Genomic DNA, 13,338 nt, shown 5'->3' on the forward strand with positions numbered 1-13,338 from the left:
CGCGCGGTCTGTCCTGCGCGCCGCGAATGGCGCCGGGCGCCGCGACGTGGTTAAACTCGCGCAGCAGCCCTCGGGAGCCCGATGAACCACGTCACGCCCGATCTCCCCGCCCGCAGCCGGGGTTCCTCCGAAGCGCCGATCCGGGCCCGGATCCTCCAGGCGATCTTCGAGCGCCGTCTGCCGCCCGGCGAGAAGCTGACCGAGGACCGCCTCGCGACGTTGTTCGGGGTGAGCCGCACCGTGGTCCGGCAGGCGTTGGCGCGGCTCGCGCAGGACGGCATCATCGAGCAGCGGCCCAATCGTGGCGCCTATGTCACCGCGCCCACCCGCGACGAGGCGCGCCATGTGCTGGCGGCGCGTGCCGTGGTCGAGCCGGAAGTGGCGCGCAGCGTTGCCTGTGGCTGCTCGGCGGCGGGGCTTGCCCGTCTGCGCCATCATCTGGCGACCGAGGACGCGGCGCGCGCGGCCGGTGACGCCGGGACGCTGGTGCGGCTCACCGGGCAGTTTCATGTGGCGATGGCGGAGGAGGCGGGAAACCCGGTCTTCGTGCGGCTGCTGACGGAGTTGCAGGCGCTGAGCTCGCTGTCGATCCTGCTCTATGCGCGCGGCGACCATTCCGCCTGCCCGCCGAGCGAACATGCCGACATCGTCGCGGCGATCGCGGCGGGGGATGCGGAGCTGGCGGCGCGGCGCATGCGCGAGCACATCGCCCATGTCGCCGAGGATCTCGATCTGCGCGAGCCGGCGAGCCGGCCGGCGGGACTCGCGCACGCGCTCGGCCTCGCCCCGGCGGGCGAGGAGCGCTGACGTTCGAGAACCCGATCAGGGGAAACAGAGACGGCGTCCCGCGTGAGGCGGCGGCGCCCGGCGGTGTCACGCGCTCTGTGGCGTGACCCGCAAACCGCTCAGCGACGACGGCCCGGCGGGGGGCGGCGCTGGCCGGAACCGATCGGCGGGGTCGGGCCACCGGTCTTGTGGCGGAAGTTGATGCGTCCGCGCTCGAGATCGTAAGGCGACATTTCCACCACGACCCGGTCACCGACGATGGTGCGGATGCGGTTCTTCTTCATCTTGCCCGCCGCATAGGCGAGAATTTCGTGGTCATTATCGAGTTTGACGCGGAAATTTCCGTCGGGCAGCACCTCGGTGACGGTGCCGTCGAACTCGAGCAGTTCCTCTTTCGCCATTCCTGGCTCTCCTCGTACAGGCTTACGCACAGCGTGCCGTCAGGCACATAACCCGACGGCATCGCTTTGTCTCGCTTTGAGCGCGATCCGGGCCGATTCAATGCATCGGACCGGCGGATCAGGCTCCCGGGATGGGCGTCAGCGCGGACGGAACGAGGTGCGCGGGCCGCGCTGCTCGTTCACGCGGCCACCCTCGGGGCGCGCCCCTTCGGTGCGGGCGCGCTCGGGGCGGGGCCCCTCGTGACGCGGGCGCTCATGGCGGGCGCCATCCGCACGGCCGCCCTCGTGACGGGCGCCTTCCTGACGATGACCCTCGACACGGTGGCTGTCATGGCGCTGCGCGTCGGGACGCGGGCCGGCCGTACGGGCTTCGCCGGACGCCTCGCCCCGATATTCGGGACGCGGGCCACGGGCGAAGGGGCGCGCCGAACGGTCGCCCTCGCGCGGGGCGCGCGGGCTGTTCGACGGACGGCCACCGCGCGCCTCGCGCGGGCCACGGTCGGAGAAGCCCTCGCGCGGCTCGCTGCGGCGGCTCTCGCCCCGGCGATCCTCGGACGGGATGGTCAGGCGGATCAGACGCTCGATGTCGCGCAGGAAGGCGCGCTCCTCGCCGTCGCAGAAGGAGATGGCGATGCCCTCGGCGCCGGCGCGCGCGGTGCGGCCGATGCGGTGGACATAGCTCTCCGGCACGTTCGGCAGGTCGTAATTGATGACATGGCTGACGCCCGGCACGTCGATGCCGCGCGCGGCGATGTCGGTCGCCACGAGCACCTTGACCTTGCCATCGCGGAAGGCGGCGAGCGCCCGCTCGCGCTGCGGCTGCGACTTGTTGCCGTGAATGGCTTCGGACTCGATGCCGGCGGCCGACAGGCCCTTCACGATGCGGTCGGCGCCGTGCTTGGTGCGCGAGAACACCAGGGCGCGGTCGAGACCTTCATGGCCGAGCACCTCGACCAGCAGGTCCGGCTTGCCGGCGCGGTCGGTGAGGAACACCTTCTGGGCGATCTTGTCGGCGGTCTTGGCGACCGGGGTCACCGCGACGCGGACCGGATCGGTCAGCAGCGCGTCGGCCAGCTTCTCGATCTCGCGCGGCATGGTGGCCGAGAAGAACAGGTTGCGGCGCTTGGCCGGCAGCTTGGCGACGATGGAACGGATGGCGTGGATGAAGCCCATGTCCAGCATCTGGTCGGCTTCGTCGAGCACGAACACCTCGACCTGGTCGAGACGCACCGCGCCGTTTTCCATCAGGTCGACGAGGCGGCCGGGGGTGGCCACCAGCACGTCGACGCCACCGGCGATCGAGCGGGCCTGCCGGCCGAGCGGCACGCCGCCAATGGCGAGCGCGGTCGAGGGGCGCACATGCTTGCCGTACAGGCGGAAGCTTTCGAGGATCTGGCCGGAGAGCTCGCGGGTCGGGCTCAGCACCAGCGCGCGGGCGGCGCGGCGCTCGGGGCGGCGGCGCTCGGTGACGAGATGGTTGAGGATCGGCAGCGCGAAGGCGGCGGTCTTGCCGGTGCCGGTCTGGGCGATGCCGATCAGGTCATGGCCGGCGAGAACCAGCGGAACGGCCTGGGCCTGGATCGGCGTGGGGGTGGAGTGGTTCGCTTCCGCGAGGGCCTTCAGAATAGGCTCGGCGAGGCCGAGCTCGGAAAAGGTGGTCAAGTAGGATTCTTTCATGGACGATCCCGCCCGCGCGGCGGGGTGCCGGCGGTGCACGAATCACGGGGGGTCAGTGAGACACCCCGCGCAGCCTGGGACGTCGGCGATATGTGATGATGAGGGGCTGAAGACTGCCGCGGTTTAACCCCGGCGGACGTCGAGCAACGCGGCCCCGATACGAACATCATTCGTATGCGACGCCTATGTGGCGCAAATGCGTGGTGATTTCAAGGCGTCATCGAGCTGCGGTCTTATCCAGCCACCCATCCCCTCGCGCAGGACAGCGGCGCCAGGCCGGTTGCCGTCTTGCTCAGTGTACATTTTTATGTACACTGTTAGTCTTCGCTGCCGTCACGAAAGGCCGTTTCGGTCGAGTTCGAATGGGACGAGGAAAAAAGGAAAGCCAATATCGCCAAGCATGGCGTTGATTTCCAATATGCGGCGCTGATCTTTGAAGGGCCCGTCCTCTCCCGCCACGATCATCGCGTCGATTATGGCGAGGAGCGGCTGATATCGCTCGGCATGGTCGAGGATGAGTGTTTCGTGGTCGTGCATACGGAACGAAGCGGCGGCACGCGGATCATCTCCGCATGGAAAGGCGGAACCGATGAAAGACGATACTATGCGGAAGGCCTCGCTCGACACGCTGCGCAAGCGGGCGGATGAGGGCGAGCTGTTCCATGACGCGAACGCGCCGGCTGGCGAAACGCTCGGTCGCGATTTCTGGCTGGAGGCCAAGATCGTCGAGCCGAAGCGCCCGCCGCGTTCCGTGCATCTGAAACTCGATCCCGAGGTCTTCGCGTTTTATAAATCGCGCGGCAAGGGGCACCTCACCGCGATGCAGGAGGTCTTGAAGGCCTACGCTCTCGCGCATCGGCGTTCGTGATCGGCTCATGTTTCCCGATGTCGTCGACCTCCGCAGTTTCTATGCCCAGCCCCTCGGCGTGGTCACCCGCCGGCTGATCGGCCGCGCCATTCGTGGGCGCTTCGACAATGTGCGCGGGCTCTCCGTGCTCGGTATCGGCTATGCCACGCCCTATCTCGGTGTGTTCCGCGAGGAATGCGAGCGGGCGCTCGCCTTCATGCCGGGGGCGCAGGGCGTCACCCGCTGGCCTTCCGCCGCGCCGACGCTCGCCGCGCTGGTGCATGAGACCGAGCTGCCGCTGCGCGACGGCATGATCGACCGCGTCATCGCCGTGCATCTGCTGGAAATGACGCCGGATGCCGAGGACGTGCTGCGCGAGGTCTGGCGCGTGCTTGCGCCGGGCGGGCGGCTGCTCTGCGTGGTGCCGAACCGGCGCGGCATCTGGGCGCGGGTCGACAACAACCCGTTCGGCCATGGGCGGCCGTTCTCGCGCACCCAGATCACCGATTTGCTGCGCGGCGCGCTGTTCACCCCGGTCGCCTGGAGCGAGGCGCTGTATATCCCGCCCGTCCAGCGCAACTGGTTCCTGCGCGGCGCCGTGGCGTGGGAGCGGGCCGGGGCGAGCCTCGCTCTGCCCTTCGCCGCCGTTCATATCGTCGAGGCGACCAAGCAGGTCTACAAGCCGGTGCCGCTGAAGCGCCGGGCGAGCCGGCTGCAGGTGCTCCAGCCGGTGCTGGAGCCGGTGCTCTCCCCCGCCCGGCCGGACGGGTGACGCCCGAAGGGTTCTGACGGCGCTGGAGAGCGGACCGGAAAAGGACTATATTCGGTCCGTATCCCGTCCGATCTTCCTCATCTCCCGCGAGGCCGCCATGAAGCTGTCCGAACGCATCAAGCCGATCAGCTACCTCAAGGCCAACGCCGCCGAGGTCATCGCCAAGCTCGCCGAGCACCAGCAGCCGATGATCATCACCGTGAACGGCGAGGCCAAGGCGGTGCTGCAGGACATTGATTCCTATGAGGAGATGCAGGAGGCGATCGCGATGCTGCGGATCGTCCAGATGGGTCAGAAGGATATCCGGGAGGGCAACACGATACCCCTTGAGGAGGCGATGCGGCGCGTTCGCGACGGCTCGCTGGACTGAGCCGAGGCGCCGTCGATGCGCTATGAGGTGGAACTGACCCGTCCGGCGGCGCGTGATCTCAACGAGATCCGCCAGTTCATCACAGCGAGTGAATCCGCCGCCCGTGCGGAAGAGGTACTGACCGTGCTTCAGCAGAAGCTCGCCACCCTCGCGGAGATGCCGTTGCGCGGCAACGCGCCCAAGGAACTGGCGATCTTCGGCGCGACCGAGTTCCGCGAACTGCACCGCTGAATCAGGCCTACCGCATGATCTATGCGGTCCATGGCTCTACGGTTTTCGTCGTCGCCGTTACCGATGGCCGGCGCGACATGCAGGCCTTCCTGCAGCGGCGGCTCACTCCCTGACGGGGAACCCGCTCACCCCTTCCGCGACAGCAGGAACACCGCCTGCTCGCCGAGCAGGTTCCACACCGCCCAGGGCAGGTTCACCCGCACCGGGTGGCCGGAGGCGTCGAGCGCGGTCGCGGTCTCGATCTTCGCGCCCACCTCCTCCACCAGATCGACGAAGTCGCGGATGGTGCAGAAATGGATGTTGGGCGTGTCGTGCCAGCTATAGGGCAGGTTGTCCGTGCTCGGCATCCGGCCATTGATCAAGAGGTCGAGCCGCATCCGCCAGAAGCCGAAATTCGGGAAGGAGACGATGGCCCGCGTGCCGACGCGCAGCATCTGCTCCAGCACCCATTTTGGCCGGCGCGTCGCCTGGATGGTCTGCGACAGGATCACATAGTCGAAGGCGTTGTCCGGGTAGTCGGCGAGATCGACATCGGCGTCGCCCTGGATGATCGGCAGGCCGCGCGCCACGCCGGCATTGACCCCTTCGCGCGACAATTCGATGCCGCGCGCGTCGCAGCCGCGCGTGGTGGCGAGCAGTTCGAGCAGCTCACCGTCGCCGGAGCCGACATCGAGCACGCGCGAGCCGGGCTTCACCATGTCGGCGATCAGCAGCAGGTCGATGCGCTTGCCGGAAGCGGCGCGCGCGGCCTCGCGCATGGTGAGGTCGCGGTTCTTCAGTTCTTTCAGGGCGGTCTCGCGCGGCGACATCAGCTCACCCCCACGGCGCGGGCGGCGGCGTCGATGAAGCCGCGGGTGATGGCGAAGAATTCCGGCTCGTCGAGCAGGAAGGCGTCATGGCCCTTGTCGCTGTCGATCTCGGCAAAGGAGACCTGCGCGCCCGAGGCGTTGAGCGCGTGGACGATGGCGCGCGAATCCGCCGTGGTGAACAGCCAGTCGGAGGTGAAGGAGACGAGGCAGAAGCGGGTCTTCGCGCCCTTGAAGGCATTGGCCAGCACGCCGCCGTAGTCCGCCGCGAGGTCGAAATAATCCATGGCGCGGGTGACATAGAGATAGGAATTGGCGTCGAAGCGGTCGACGAAGGATTCGCCCTGGTAGCGCAGATAGGATTCCACCTGGAAGTCCGCGTCGAAGGAGAAGGTGCGCCCGGCGCGGTCCTGCAGGCGCCGGCCGAACTTCCGGTGCAGCGATGAGTCGGACATATAGGTGATGTGCGCGGCCATGCGCGCGACCGACAGACCCCGGCGCGGGCTGGTGCCTTCCGCGAGATAGCGCCCGCCGCGCCAGTCCGGGTCCGCCATGACCGCCTGGCGGCCGACCTCGTGGAAGGCGATGTTCTGCGCCGAATGGCGGGCGGCGGTGGCGATGGGCATGGCGGCGAAGACGCGCTCGGGGTAGCTCGCCGCCCATTGCAGCACCTGCATGCCGCCCATGGAGCCACCGACCACGGCGAGCAGGCGCTCAATGCCGAGATGGTCGATCAGCATGGCCTGCGCCCGCACCATGTCGCCAATGGTGACGACCGGCAAATCAAGCCCATAGGGCTGGCCGGTGGCCGGGTTGGTGGAGGACGGGCCGGTGGTGCCGAGACAGCCGCCCAGCACGTTCGAGGCGATGACGAAGAAGCGGTCGGTGTCGATCGGCTTGCCCGGCCCGATCAGCGTCTCCCACCAGCCGGGCTTGCCGGTGACGGGATGGACGTTCGCCGCGTGCTGGTCGCCGGAGAGTGCGTGGCAGATGAGAATGGCATTGGAGCGCGCCGCGTTCAGCGTGCCATAGGTCTGGTAGGCGATCTGGAACGGGCTGAGCTCGCCACCGGCATCGAGCTTGAGCGGCGTGTCCGGGCCGAAACGCGCCACCGGCGAGTGCGGCTGGTCCGCCTCGGCGCGGGCGGCTTCGACGATCGACCTCTCCAGCATAACCGTCCTCACCTCAGGCAATCGTCCAACCGGACGAATGGTTCGTTATACCGGACGATCCGATGAAGCCACAGAAGCCGCTTGTCAATATGGTCGAGACCGGCCGGCGCACCATAAAGCCCGGCGGCAAAATTTGTCTTGCACCGCGCACGCGCGGGGGTAGGAGTGCGGCCGATGAACGAGATGCCCAAAAGCCCCGCGCCGCAATCGCCGAGTCTTGCGCCGAGCCCTGCGCAGAACCCCGCGCCGGACGCGACGCCGGCCGTGCCCGGCGTGGATCTCGCCGTGCTGCGGGCGGAGATCGACCGCATCGACGCGGGGATGCACGCGCTTTTGATCGAGCGCAGCGAGATCATCGACCGGCTGGTGGCGGTGAAGCGCGCGCGCGCGGCCGAGGGCGGCTCGGCCTTCCGCCCGGCGCGCGAGGCCTCGATGATGCGGATGATCGTCGACCGGCATCGCGGCATTCTCCCGCTCGATACGGTCGAGGGCATCTGGCGCGTCATCATCTCCACCTTCACCTATGTCCAGGCGCCCTATGCCGTGCATGCCGACCTCGCCTCGGGCGAAGCGGCGATGCGCGACAGCGCGCGCTTTCATTTCGGCTTCACCGTGCCCTTCGTCGCCCATATGGGCGCGGCGGGCGTCGTCGCGGCGGTCGCCGGCTCCAAGGGCGATCTCGGCCTCGTGCCGGCCTTTGCCGCGCCCGGCGCCGGGGCGTGGTGGACCGCGCTCGAGGGCGAGCACGCGCCGAAGATCATCGCGCGGCTACCTTTCGTGGAGCGTGCCGACCACCCCGCCGGCCTGCCGGTGTTCTGCATCGCCCATCCGGTGACGGATGGCGCGGTGACGGAGGTGGAGACCTGGAGCCTGCATGTCGCCGGCTGGACCGCCCATGCCGCCCGCGCGCTCGCCCCGCTCGCCGAGGTGATCGCGGTGCCGGATCGCGGGCTCGACGGGGCGGCGCTGCTCGCCTCCATCCCGCTCGGCGGGGCGGTCGGGCTCGACACGGTGCTCGCCGCGCTGCGCGCCGCCGGCGCCTCGGTGCGCGCCGCCGCCCTCGTCGGCTCCCATGCGAGCCGCTATACCCATTCGCCGCAGCAGCCCGCGCAAGGCTGATCTGCCGCCTTCCCGATCTCCCTCCCGTCCGCCGCTCCCGGAGCCTGTCATGTCCGCCACCTCCCCCAGCCGTCCCGTCCCGCGCCCCGGCGTGCAGGCGATCGAGGCCTATGTGCCCGGCAAGGCGCAGGCCGGGGCCGGCGTGAAGGTGCATAAGCTCTCCGCCAATGAGAACCCGCTCGGCGCCAGCCCCAGGGCGATCGAGGCGTTCCGCGACGCGGCCGCGCTGGAGCTCTATCCCGACGGCGCCTCCACCCGGCTGCGCGCCGCCATCGGCGCGGCCTACGGCCTCGATCCCGCGCGCATCGTCTGCGGCACCGGCTCGGACGAGCTGCTCATGCTCACCGCGCTGGCCTTTGCCGGGCCGGGCGACGAGGTGCTCTATTCGCAGTACGGATTCCTGGTCTACCGCATCGCCGCCTTGGCGGCCGGCGCCACGCCGGTCATCGCGCCCGAGACCAACCTCACCAGCGATGTCGATGCGCTGCTGGCGGCGGTGACGGACAAGACCCGCGTGGTTTTCCTCGCCAACCCCAACAACCCGACCGGCACCTATCTGCCCTTCGATGAGATCAAGCGCCTGCAGAAGGGCCTGCCGCCGCATGTGCTGCTGGCGCTCGACGCGGCCTATGCCGAATATGTCCGGCGCAACGATTACGAGGCCGGCATCGAACTGGTCGCGACCTCACCGAATGTGGTGATGCTGCGCACCTTCTCGAAGATTCACGGCCTTGCCGCGCTGCGCGTCGGCTGGATGTACGGCCCGGCCGAGGTGATCGACGCCATCAACCGCATTCGCGGTGCCTTCAACGTCTCCGCGCCGGGCATCGCCGCGGCGGTGGCGGCGATCGAGGACGCGTCGCATGTCGAGCGCGCCGTCGCCCATAATGACCAGTGGCTGCCCTGGATGACGGCGGCGCTGACCGACCTCGGCCTCACCGTGACGCCGAGCGTGACCAATTTCGTGCTGGTGCATTTCCCCGACGCGCCCGGCAAGACTGCCCGCGACGCCGACGCCTTCCTGATGGAGCGCGGGCTGATCCTGCGGCGCATGGATTCCTACGGCCTGCCCGGCGCGCTGCGCCTGACCATCGGCACGCAGGAGGCCAACGAGCTGCTGGTCGCCACGCTCACGGAGTTTTTGGGGGCCGCCAGCCATGGTGCTTGATCCGCCGCTGCCGCGCCCGCTGATCGGCCGGCTCACCGTCATCGGCCTCGGGCTGATCGGTTCCTCCATCCTGCGCGCGGTCGATGTGCGCCAGCTCGCCGGCACCAGCGTCGCCTATGACGCGGCGCCCGAGGTGCGCGCCCGCGTCGCCGAGCTCGGCATTGCCGATGAGGTCGCCGCCTCCCCCGCCGAGGCGGTAAAGGACGCCGATCTCGTCATTCTCTGCGTGCCGGTCGGCGCCATGGGCGCGGTGGCGCAGGCGATCGCCCCGCATCTGAAGCCGGGCGCCATCGTCTCCGATGTCGGCTCGGTCAAGGGCGCGGTGCTCACCGCGCTGCGCGCGCATCTGCCGGAGGGGGTGCACATCATCCCCGGCCACCCGGTGGCGGGCACGGAATATTCCGGCCCCGATGCCGGCTTTGCCACGCTGTTCAAGAACCGCTGGTCGATCCTCACCCCGCCCGAGGGCGCGGATGAGGACGCGGTGGCGCGGCTTACCGCGTTCTGGGCGGCGATGGGCGCCAATGTCGAGGTGATGACGCCCGAGCACCATGATCTGGTGCTCGCCATCACCTCGCATGTGCCGCATCTCATCGCCTACAACATCGTCGGCACGGCGGCGGATCTGGAGAAGATCACACAGTCCGAGGTGATCAAGTTCTCCGCCGGTGGCTTCCGCGACTTCACCCGCATCGCCGCCTCCGACCCGACCATGTGGCGCGACGTGTTTCTCAACAACCGCGAGGCGGTGATCGAGGTGCTCGGCCGCTTCACCGAGGATCTGATCGCGCTGCAGCGGGCGATCCGCTGGGAGCAGGGCGAGACGCTGTTCAACCTGTTCACCCGCACCCGCGCCATCCGCCGCTCGATCATCGAGATCGGCCAGGAGACCGCCGCCCCGAACTTCGGCCGCGAGCCGGAGTGAGGGGAACGCTCCCTTTCCCCGAGGGGGAGAGGTTAAGGGGGCGTGGAGCCCGATTGACGAAACCGATCCCGGATCAGCCTGCGGCCGTCCGGGATGACGTCGTGCGAGGGGCGGACGAACTCCCCAGAACACCGTCATGGCCGGGCTTGACCCGGCCATCCACGTCTTTGGCGCTGAACGTAAGAAGTCGTGGATCCCCGGATCAAGTCCGGGGATGACGGCGTGTCGGGGGGAAGGCGCCCCTCTCAGCCCGTGGCAGGGATAATTCAATACAGATCGTCATCCCGGCCGGAGCGAAGCGGAGAGCCGGGATCGCGGTCCGTCCCTATGCTTGGGAGACGATCCCGGATCGGCCTGCGGCCGTCCGGGATGACCGCGTACTGGGGCGGGTGCCCCTCAGGCGTTGCTTTTGCCTTCGGGGTTGAGAAGCTGGGCGAGGCGCTGCGCGTCAATGCCGTTGATGCGCGCGCCGCTCAAATGCACAACGCCCGTGGCCGGGATGTCCCAGAGAGTGCCACGCTTGGCGAGAACCCGTGTCTCTCCCATCAGGACAGGCTCGCCTTCGGCGAGGGCGTTGAACGTTGTGAGCCCGATCACCACAATCTGACGGGGGCGCAGGGCGCGGACGATGCGCTTGCAACGCTGCAAGCTGAAGTGCTCGAGGTCTCGGCGCACGGGGGGTGGCAATCGCCGCCAGGCGGCCATTGAAGGCGCGCGGAAGAAATTGACATTGATACCGGTGCAGGCGGCGAGGAAGGGTTTATCCCAGATGCGTTGCAAACGGCGGGCAAGCGCCCAGTCCGCGTGACTATAGTCACAGCGGTTCGGCCATCCCGCCTGTTCTCCCTCTCGCAATCCACGTTTCGCATCCTCGGCGCTGCCGCCGGGTTGATAGCCGATGAACAAGATCTCGGCGTCCGAAACAGCTGGCCCATAGAGGATGCGATAGCCCAAAGCCTGATGACCCATCTCTCCCGCAACTTGAGCGTAGAGCTGGGCGGTCTCCTCATAGACGGCTCGGCAGATACGAGCGGCGTCATCCATTGCCTGCTTGCCGACCTCTATAAAAACCGAGTGGCCCGCAGAGTAGCGCGTCGGTGCGGGCGGCGAACACCCTCTCCCCGACGGGGAGAGGTGTAGGAGGCCGGCAGCCCGATTGGCGCGCGCGTTCCCGATGAAACGCCGTCATGGGCGGGACGGCTCAATAAAAGATCGTCATCCCGGCCGGAGCGAAGCGGAGAGCCGGGATCGCGGACCGTTCTCTGACGAGGAGACGATCCCGGATCGGCCTGCGGCCGTCCGGGATGACGCCGTGCGGGGGAGCGAACTTCCCAAAACGCCGTCATGGCCGGGCTTGACCCGGCCATCCACGTCTTGCCGCCAGGCGCGCGGTCGACGTCGTGGATCCCCGGATCAAGTCCGGGGATGACGTTGTGCAGGATGGCACACTCGCTCTCCCCCATGGGGAGAGGTAAGCGACCCTCAGCCCGTGGTCGGGATGACGAACTGGGCGCCTTCGCGGATGCCGGTGGGCCAGCGGGCGGTGGTGGTCTTCATCTTGGTGTAGAAGCCCACGCCCTCCATGCCATAGACGTTGCGATCGCCGAAGATCGACCGCTTCCAGCCGCCGAAGGAGTGGAACGCCACCGGCACCGGGATCGGCACGTTGATGCCGATCATGCCGGCCTTGGCGTCGCGGTCGAAGGCGCGGGCGCTATCGCCGTCGCGGGTGAAGATGGCGGCGCCATTGCCATATTCATGGTCGTTGACCAGCTTCAGCGCCTCGTCATAGCGGTCGACGCGCACCACCGAGAGCACCGGGCCGAAGATCTCTTCCTTGTAGATCTTCATGTCGGGGGTCACGTCGTCGAACAGCGTGCCGCCGAGGAAATAGCCGTTCTCATAGCCCTGCAGCTTGAGATCGCGGCCATCGACCACGAGCTTGGCGCCGGCGGCGACGCCGTCATCGATATAGCCGCGCACCTTGGCGAGGTGCTCCTTGGTGACGAGCGGGCCCATCTCGCTGTCCGGGTCGAGGCCGGGGCCGACCTTCAGGGCGCGCACCTTCGGCACGAGCTTTTCGAGCAGCGCGTCGCCGACGCCGCCCACCGCCACGGCGACCGAGACCGCCATGCAGCGCTCGCCGGCCGAGCCGTAGCCCGCGCCCATCAGCGCGTCGACGGTCTTGTCGAGATCGGCGTCGGGCATCACCACGAGGTGGTTCTTGGCGCCGCACAGCGCCTGCGCCCGCTTGCCGGCCGCGCAGGCGGTCTTGTAGACATATTCGCCGATGGCGGTGGAGCCGACGAAGCTCACCGCGGCGATGTCCGGGTGAACCAGCAGCGCGTCGACCGCTTCCTTGTCGCCCTGCACGACGTTGAACACGCCGGCCGGAAGGCCGGCTTCCGAGAGCAGTTCGGCCAGCAGCAGCGAAGTGGACGGGTCTTTCTCGGAAGGCTTCAGCACGAAGGCATTGCCGCAGGCCAGCGCCACCGGGAACATCCACATCGGCACCATGGCCGGGAAGTTGAACGGGGTGATGCCGGCGACCACGCCCAGCGGGTGGCGGGCCGAGAACACGTCGACGCCGCGCGCCACCTGCTCGGTGAAGTCGCCGCGCATCAGATGCGGGATGCCGCAGGCGAACTCGACCACCTCGATGCCGCGGGTGACCTCGCCCTTGGCGTCCTCGAAGGTCTTGCCATGTTCCTTGGTGATGGCGGTGGCGAGCGCATCGATGTCGCGCTCCAGCAGCGCCTTGAACTTGAACATGATGCGCGCGCGGGTCAGCGGCGGGGTGTCGGCCCAGGCCGGGAAGGCCGCGGCGGCGTTCGCCACCGCCTCGCCCACCGTGGCGGTGGAGGCCAGCAGCACCTCGCCGGACTGCGCGCCGGTCGAGGGATCAAAGACCGGGCCGGTGCGCCCCGCCGTGTTCACGACCTTGCCGCCGATGTAATGGCCGATGACCGCCATGGCGTTTTCCCTTCGGTTTGTCCGTTGACTGTGACGATGGTTGTGCTTGTGGAACGGGCGCACTTCAACGACGATGTTTCATCATCCGTTG

At 68.4% G+C, this 13,338-nt stretch carries 15 protein-coding genes; 9 read left to right on the plus strand and 6 right to left on the minus strand.

What is annotated here, in order from left to right; genetic code table 11:
* Window positions 1-81: 81 nt before the first annotated feature.
* Complete coding sequence (locus OU996_RS05040) at window positions 82-807, plus strand: GntR family transcriptional regulator (protein ID WP_267584554.1); 726 nt, start codon at window positions 82-84, stop codon at window positions 805-807.
* Window positions 808-905: 98 nt separating this feature from the next.
* On the opposite strand, the gene infA is transcribed toward OU996_RS05040, so the two are convergent.
* Complete coding sequence (infA, locus tag OU996_RS05045; protein WP_183188718.1) at window positions 906-1,187, minus strand: translation initiation factor IF-1; 282 nt, start codon at window positions 1,185-1,187, stop codon at window positions 906-908.
* A gap of 138 nt (window positions 1,188-1,325) precedes the next feature.
* Window positions 1,326-2,864 carry a DEAD/DEAH box helicase gene (locus OU996_RS05050; RefSeq protein ID WP_267584555.1) on the minus strand — a complete coding sequence of 513 codons (1,539 nt, stop codon included), beginning with the start codon at window positions 2,862-2,864 and terminating at the stop codon, window positions 1,326-1,328.
* A 390-nt stretch (window positions 2,865-3,254) separates the two neighbouring features.
* Here OU996_RS05050 and OU996_RS05055 point away from each other — a divergent pair, with 390 nt between their 5' ends.
* The 5 genes from OU996_RS05055 (at window position 3,255) to OU996_RS05075 (ending at window position 5,084) form a co-directional block, all read left to right on the plus strand.
* Complete coding sequence (locus tag OU996_RS05055; protein ID WP_267585600.1) at window positions 3,255-3,512, plus strand: BrnT family toxin; 258 nt, start codon at window positions 3,255-3,257, stop codon at window positions 3,510-3,512.
* Window positions 3,454-3,732, plus strand: coding sequence for a BrnA antitoxin family protein (locus OU996_RS05060; RefSeq protein WP_267584556.1), 279 nt, complete (start codon window positions 3,454-3,456; stop codon window positions 3,730-3,732). The genes OU996_RS05055 and OU996_RS05060 overlap by 59 nt, the downstream gene beginning before the upstream one ends.
* A 7-nt stretch (window positions 3,733-3,739) precedes the next feature.
* Window positions 3,740-4,483 carry a class I SAM-dependent methyltransferase gene (locus tag OU996_RS05065; RefSeq protein WP_267584557.1) on the plus strand — a complete coding sequence of 248 codons (744 nt, stop codon included), beginning with the start codon at window positions 3,740-3,742 and terminating at the stop codon, window positions 4,481-4,483.
* A gap of 97 nt (window positions 4,484-4,580) precedes the next feature.
* Window positions 4,581-4,853 (plus strand): type II toxin-antitoxin system Phd/YefM family antitoxin, encoded by a 273-nt coding sequence (locus OU996_RS05070; protein WP_213755292.1) that lies wholly within the window; start codon window positions 4,581-4,583, stop codon window positions 4,851-4,853.
* A 15-nt stretch (window positions 4,854-4,868) separates the two neighbouring features.
* The gene (locus tag OU996_RS05075; protein WP_267584558.1) at window positions 4,869-5,084 is read left to right on the plus strand and encodes a type II toxin-antitoxin system RelE/ParE family toxin; all 216 of its coding nucleotides are present in this window, start codon (window positions 4,869-4,871) and stop codon (window positions 5,082-5,084) included.
* A 125-nt stretch (window positions 5,085-5,209) separates the two neighbouring features.
* Here the strand turns inward: OU996_RS05075 and metW are convergent, their stop codons facing one another.
* Together metW and metX are read right to left on the minus strand one after the other, a co-directional pair.
* Window positions 5,210-5,842 (minus strand): methionine biosynthesis protein MetW, encoded by a 633-nt coding sequence (gene metW, locus OU996_RS05080; protein WP_267585601.1) that lies wholly within the window; start codon window positions 5,840-5,842, stop codon window positions 5,210-5,212.
* Window positions 5,843-5,892: 50 nt separating this feature from the next.
* Window positions 5,893-7,062, minus strand: coding sequence for a homoserine O-acetyltransferase MetX (gene metX, locus OU996_RS05085; RefSeq protein WP_267584559.1), 1,170 nt, complete (start codon window positions 7,060-7,062; stop codon window positions 5,893-5,895).
* A gap of 183 nt (window positions 7,063-7,245) precedes the next feature.
* On the opposite strand from metX, the gene OU996_RS05090 reads away from it, so the two are divergent.
* From OU996_RS05090 to OU996_RS05100, 3 genes are read left to right on the plus strand one after another with little or no spacing between them, the layout of a single operon-like run.
* Complete coding sequence (locus OU996_RS05090) at window positions 7,246-8,181, plus strand: chorismate mutase (protein ID WP_420712748.1); 936 nt, start codon at window positions 7,246-7,248, stop codon at window positions 8,179-8,181.
* A gap of 49 nt (window positions 8,182-8,230) precedes the next feature.
* Window positions 8,231-9,349, plus strand: a complete 1,119-nt coding sequence (gene hisC, locus OU996_RS05095; protein ID WP_267584561.1) for a histidinol-phosphate transaminase — start codon at window positions 8,231-8,233, stop codon at window positions 9,347-9,349.
* Window positions 9,339-10,274, plus strand: coding sequence for a prephenate/arogenate dehydrogenase family protein (locus OU996_RS05100; protein WP_267584562.1), 936 nt, complete (start codon window positions 9,339-9,341; stop codon window positions 10,272-10,274). The genes hisC and OU996_RS05100 overlap by 11 nt, the downstream gene beginning before the upstream one ends.
* 396 nt (window positions 10,275-10,670) lie before the next feature.
* Here the strand turns inward: OU996_RS05100 and OU996_RS05105 are convergent, their stop codons facing one another.
* Both OU996_RS05105 and OU996_RS05110 read right to left on the minus strand, forming a co-directional pair.
* Window positions 10,671-11,318, minus strand: coding sequence for a hypothetical protein (locus tag OU996_RS05105; RefSeq protein WP_267584563.1), 648 nt, complete (start codon window positions 11,316-11,318; stop codon window positions 10,671-10,673).
* 438 nt (window positions 11,319-11,756) lie between these two features.
* Window positions 11,757-13,247, minus strand: a complete 1,491-nt coding sequence (locus tag OU996_RS05110; RefSeq protein WP_267584564.1) for a CoA-acylating methylmalonate-semialdehyde dehydrogenase — start codon at window positions 13,245-13,247, stop codon at window positions 11,757-11,759.
* Between the last annotated feature and the right edge of the window lie 91 nt (window positions 13,248-13,338).

Origin of the sequence: Ancylobacter sp. SL191 (assembly GCF_026625645.1) — a bacterium.
GTDB lineage: Bacteria > Pseudomonadota > Alphaproteobacteria > Rhizobiales > Xanthobacteraceae > Ancylobacter.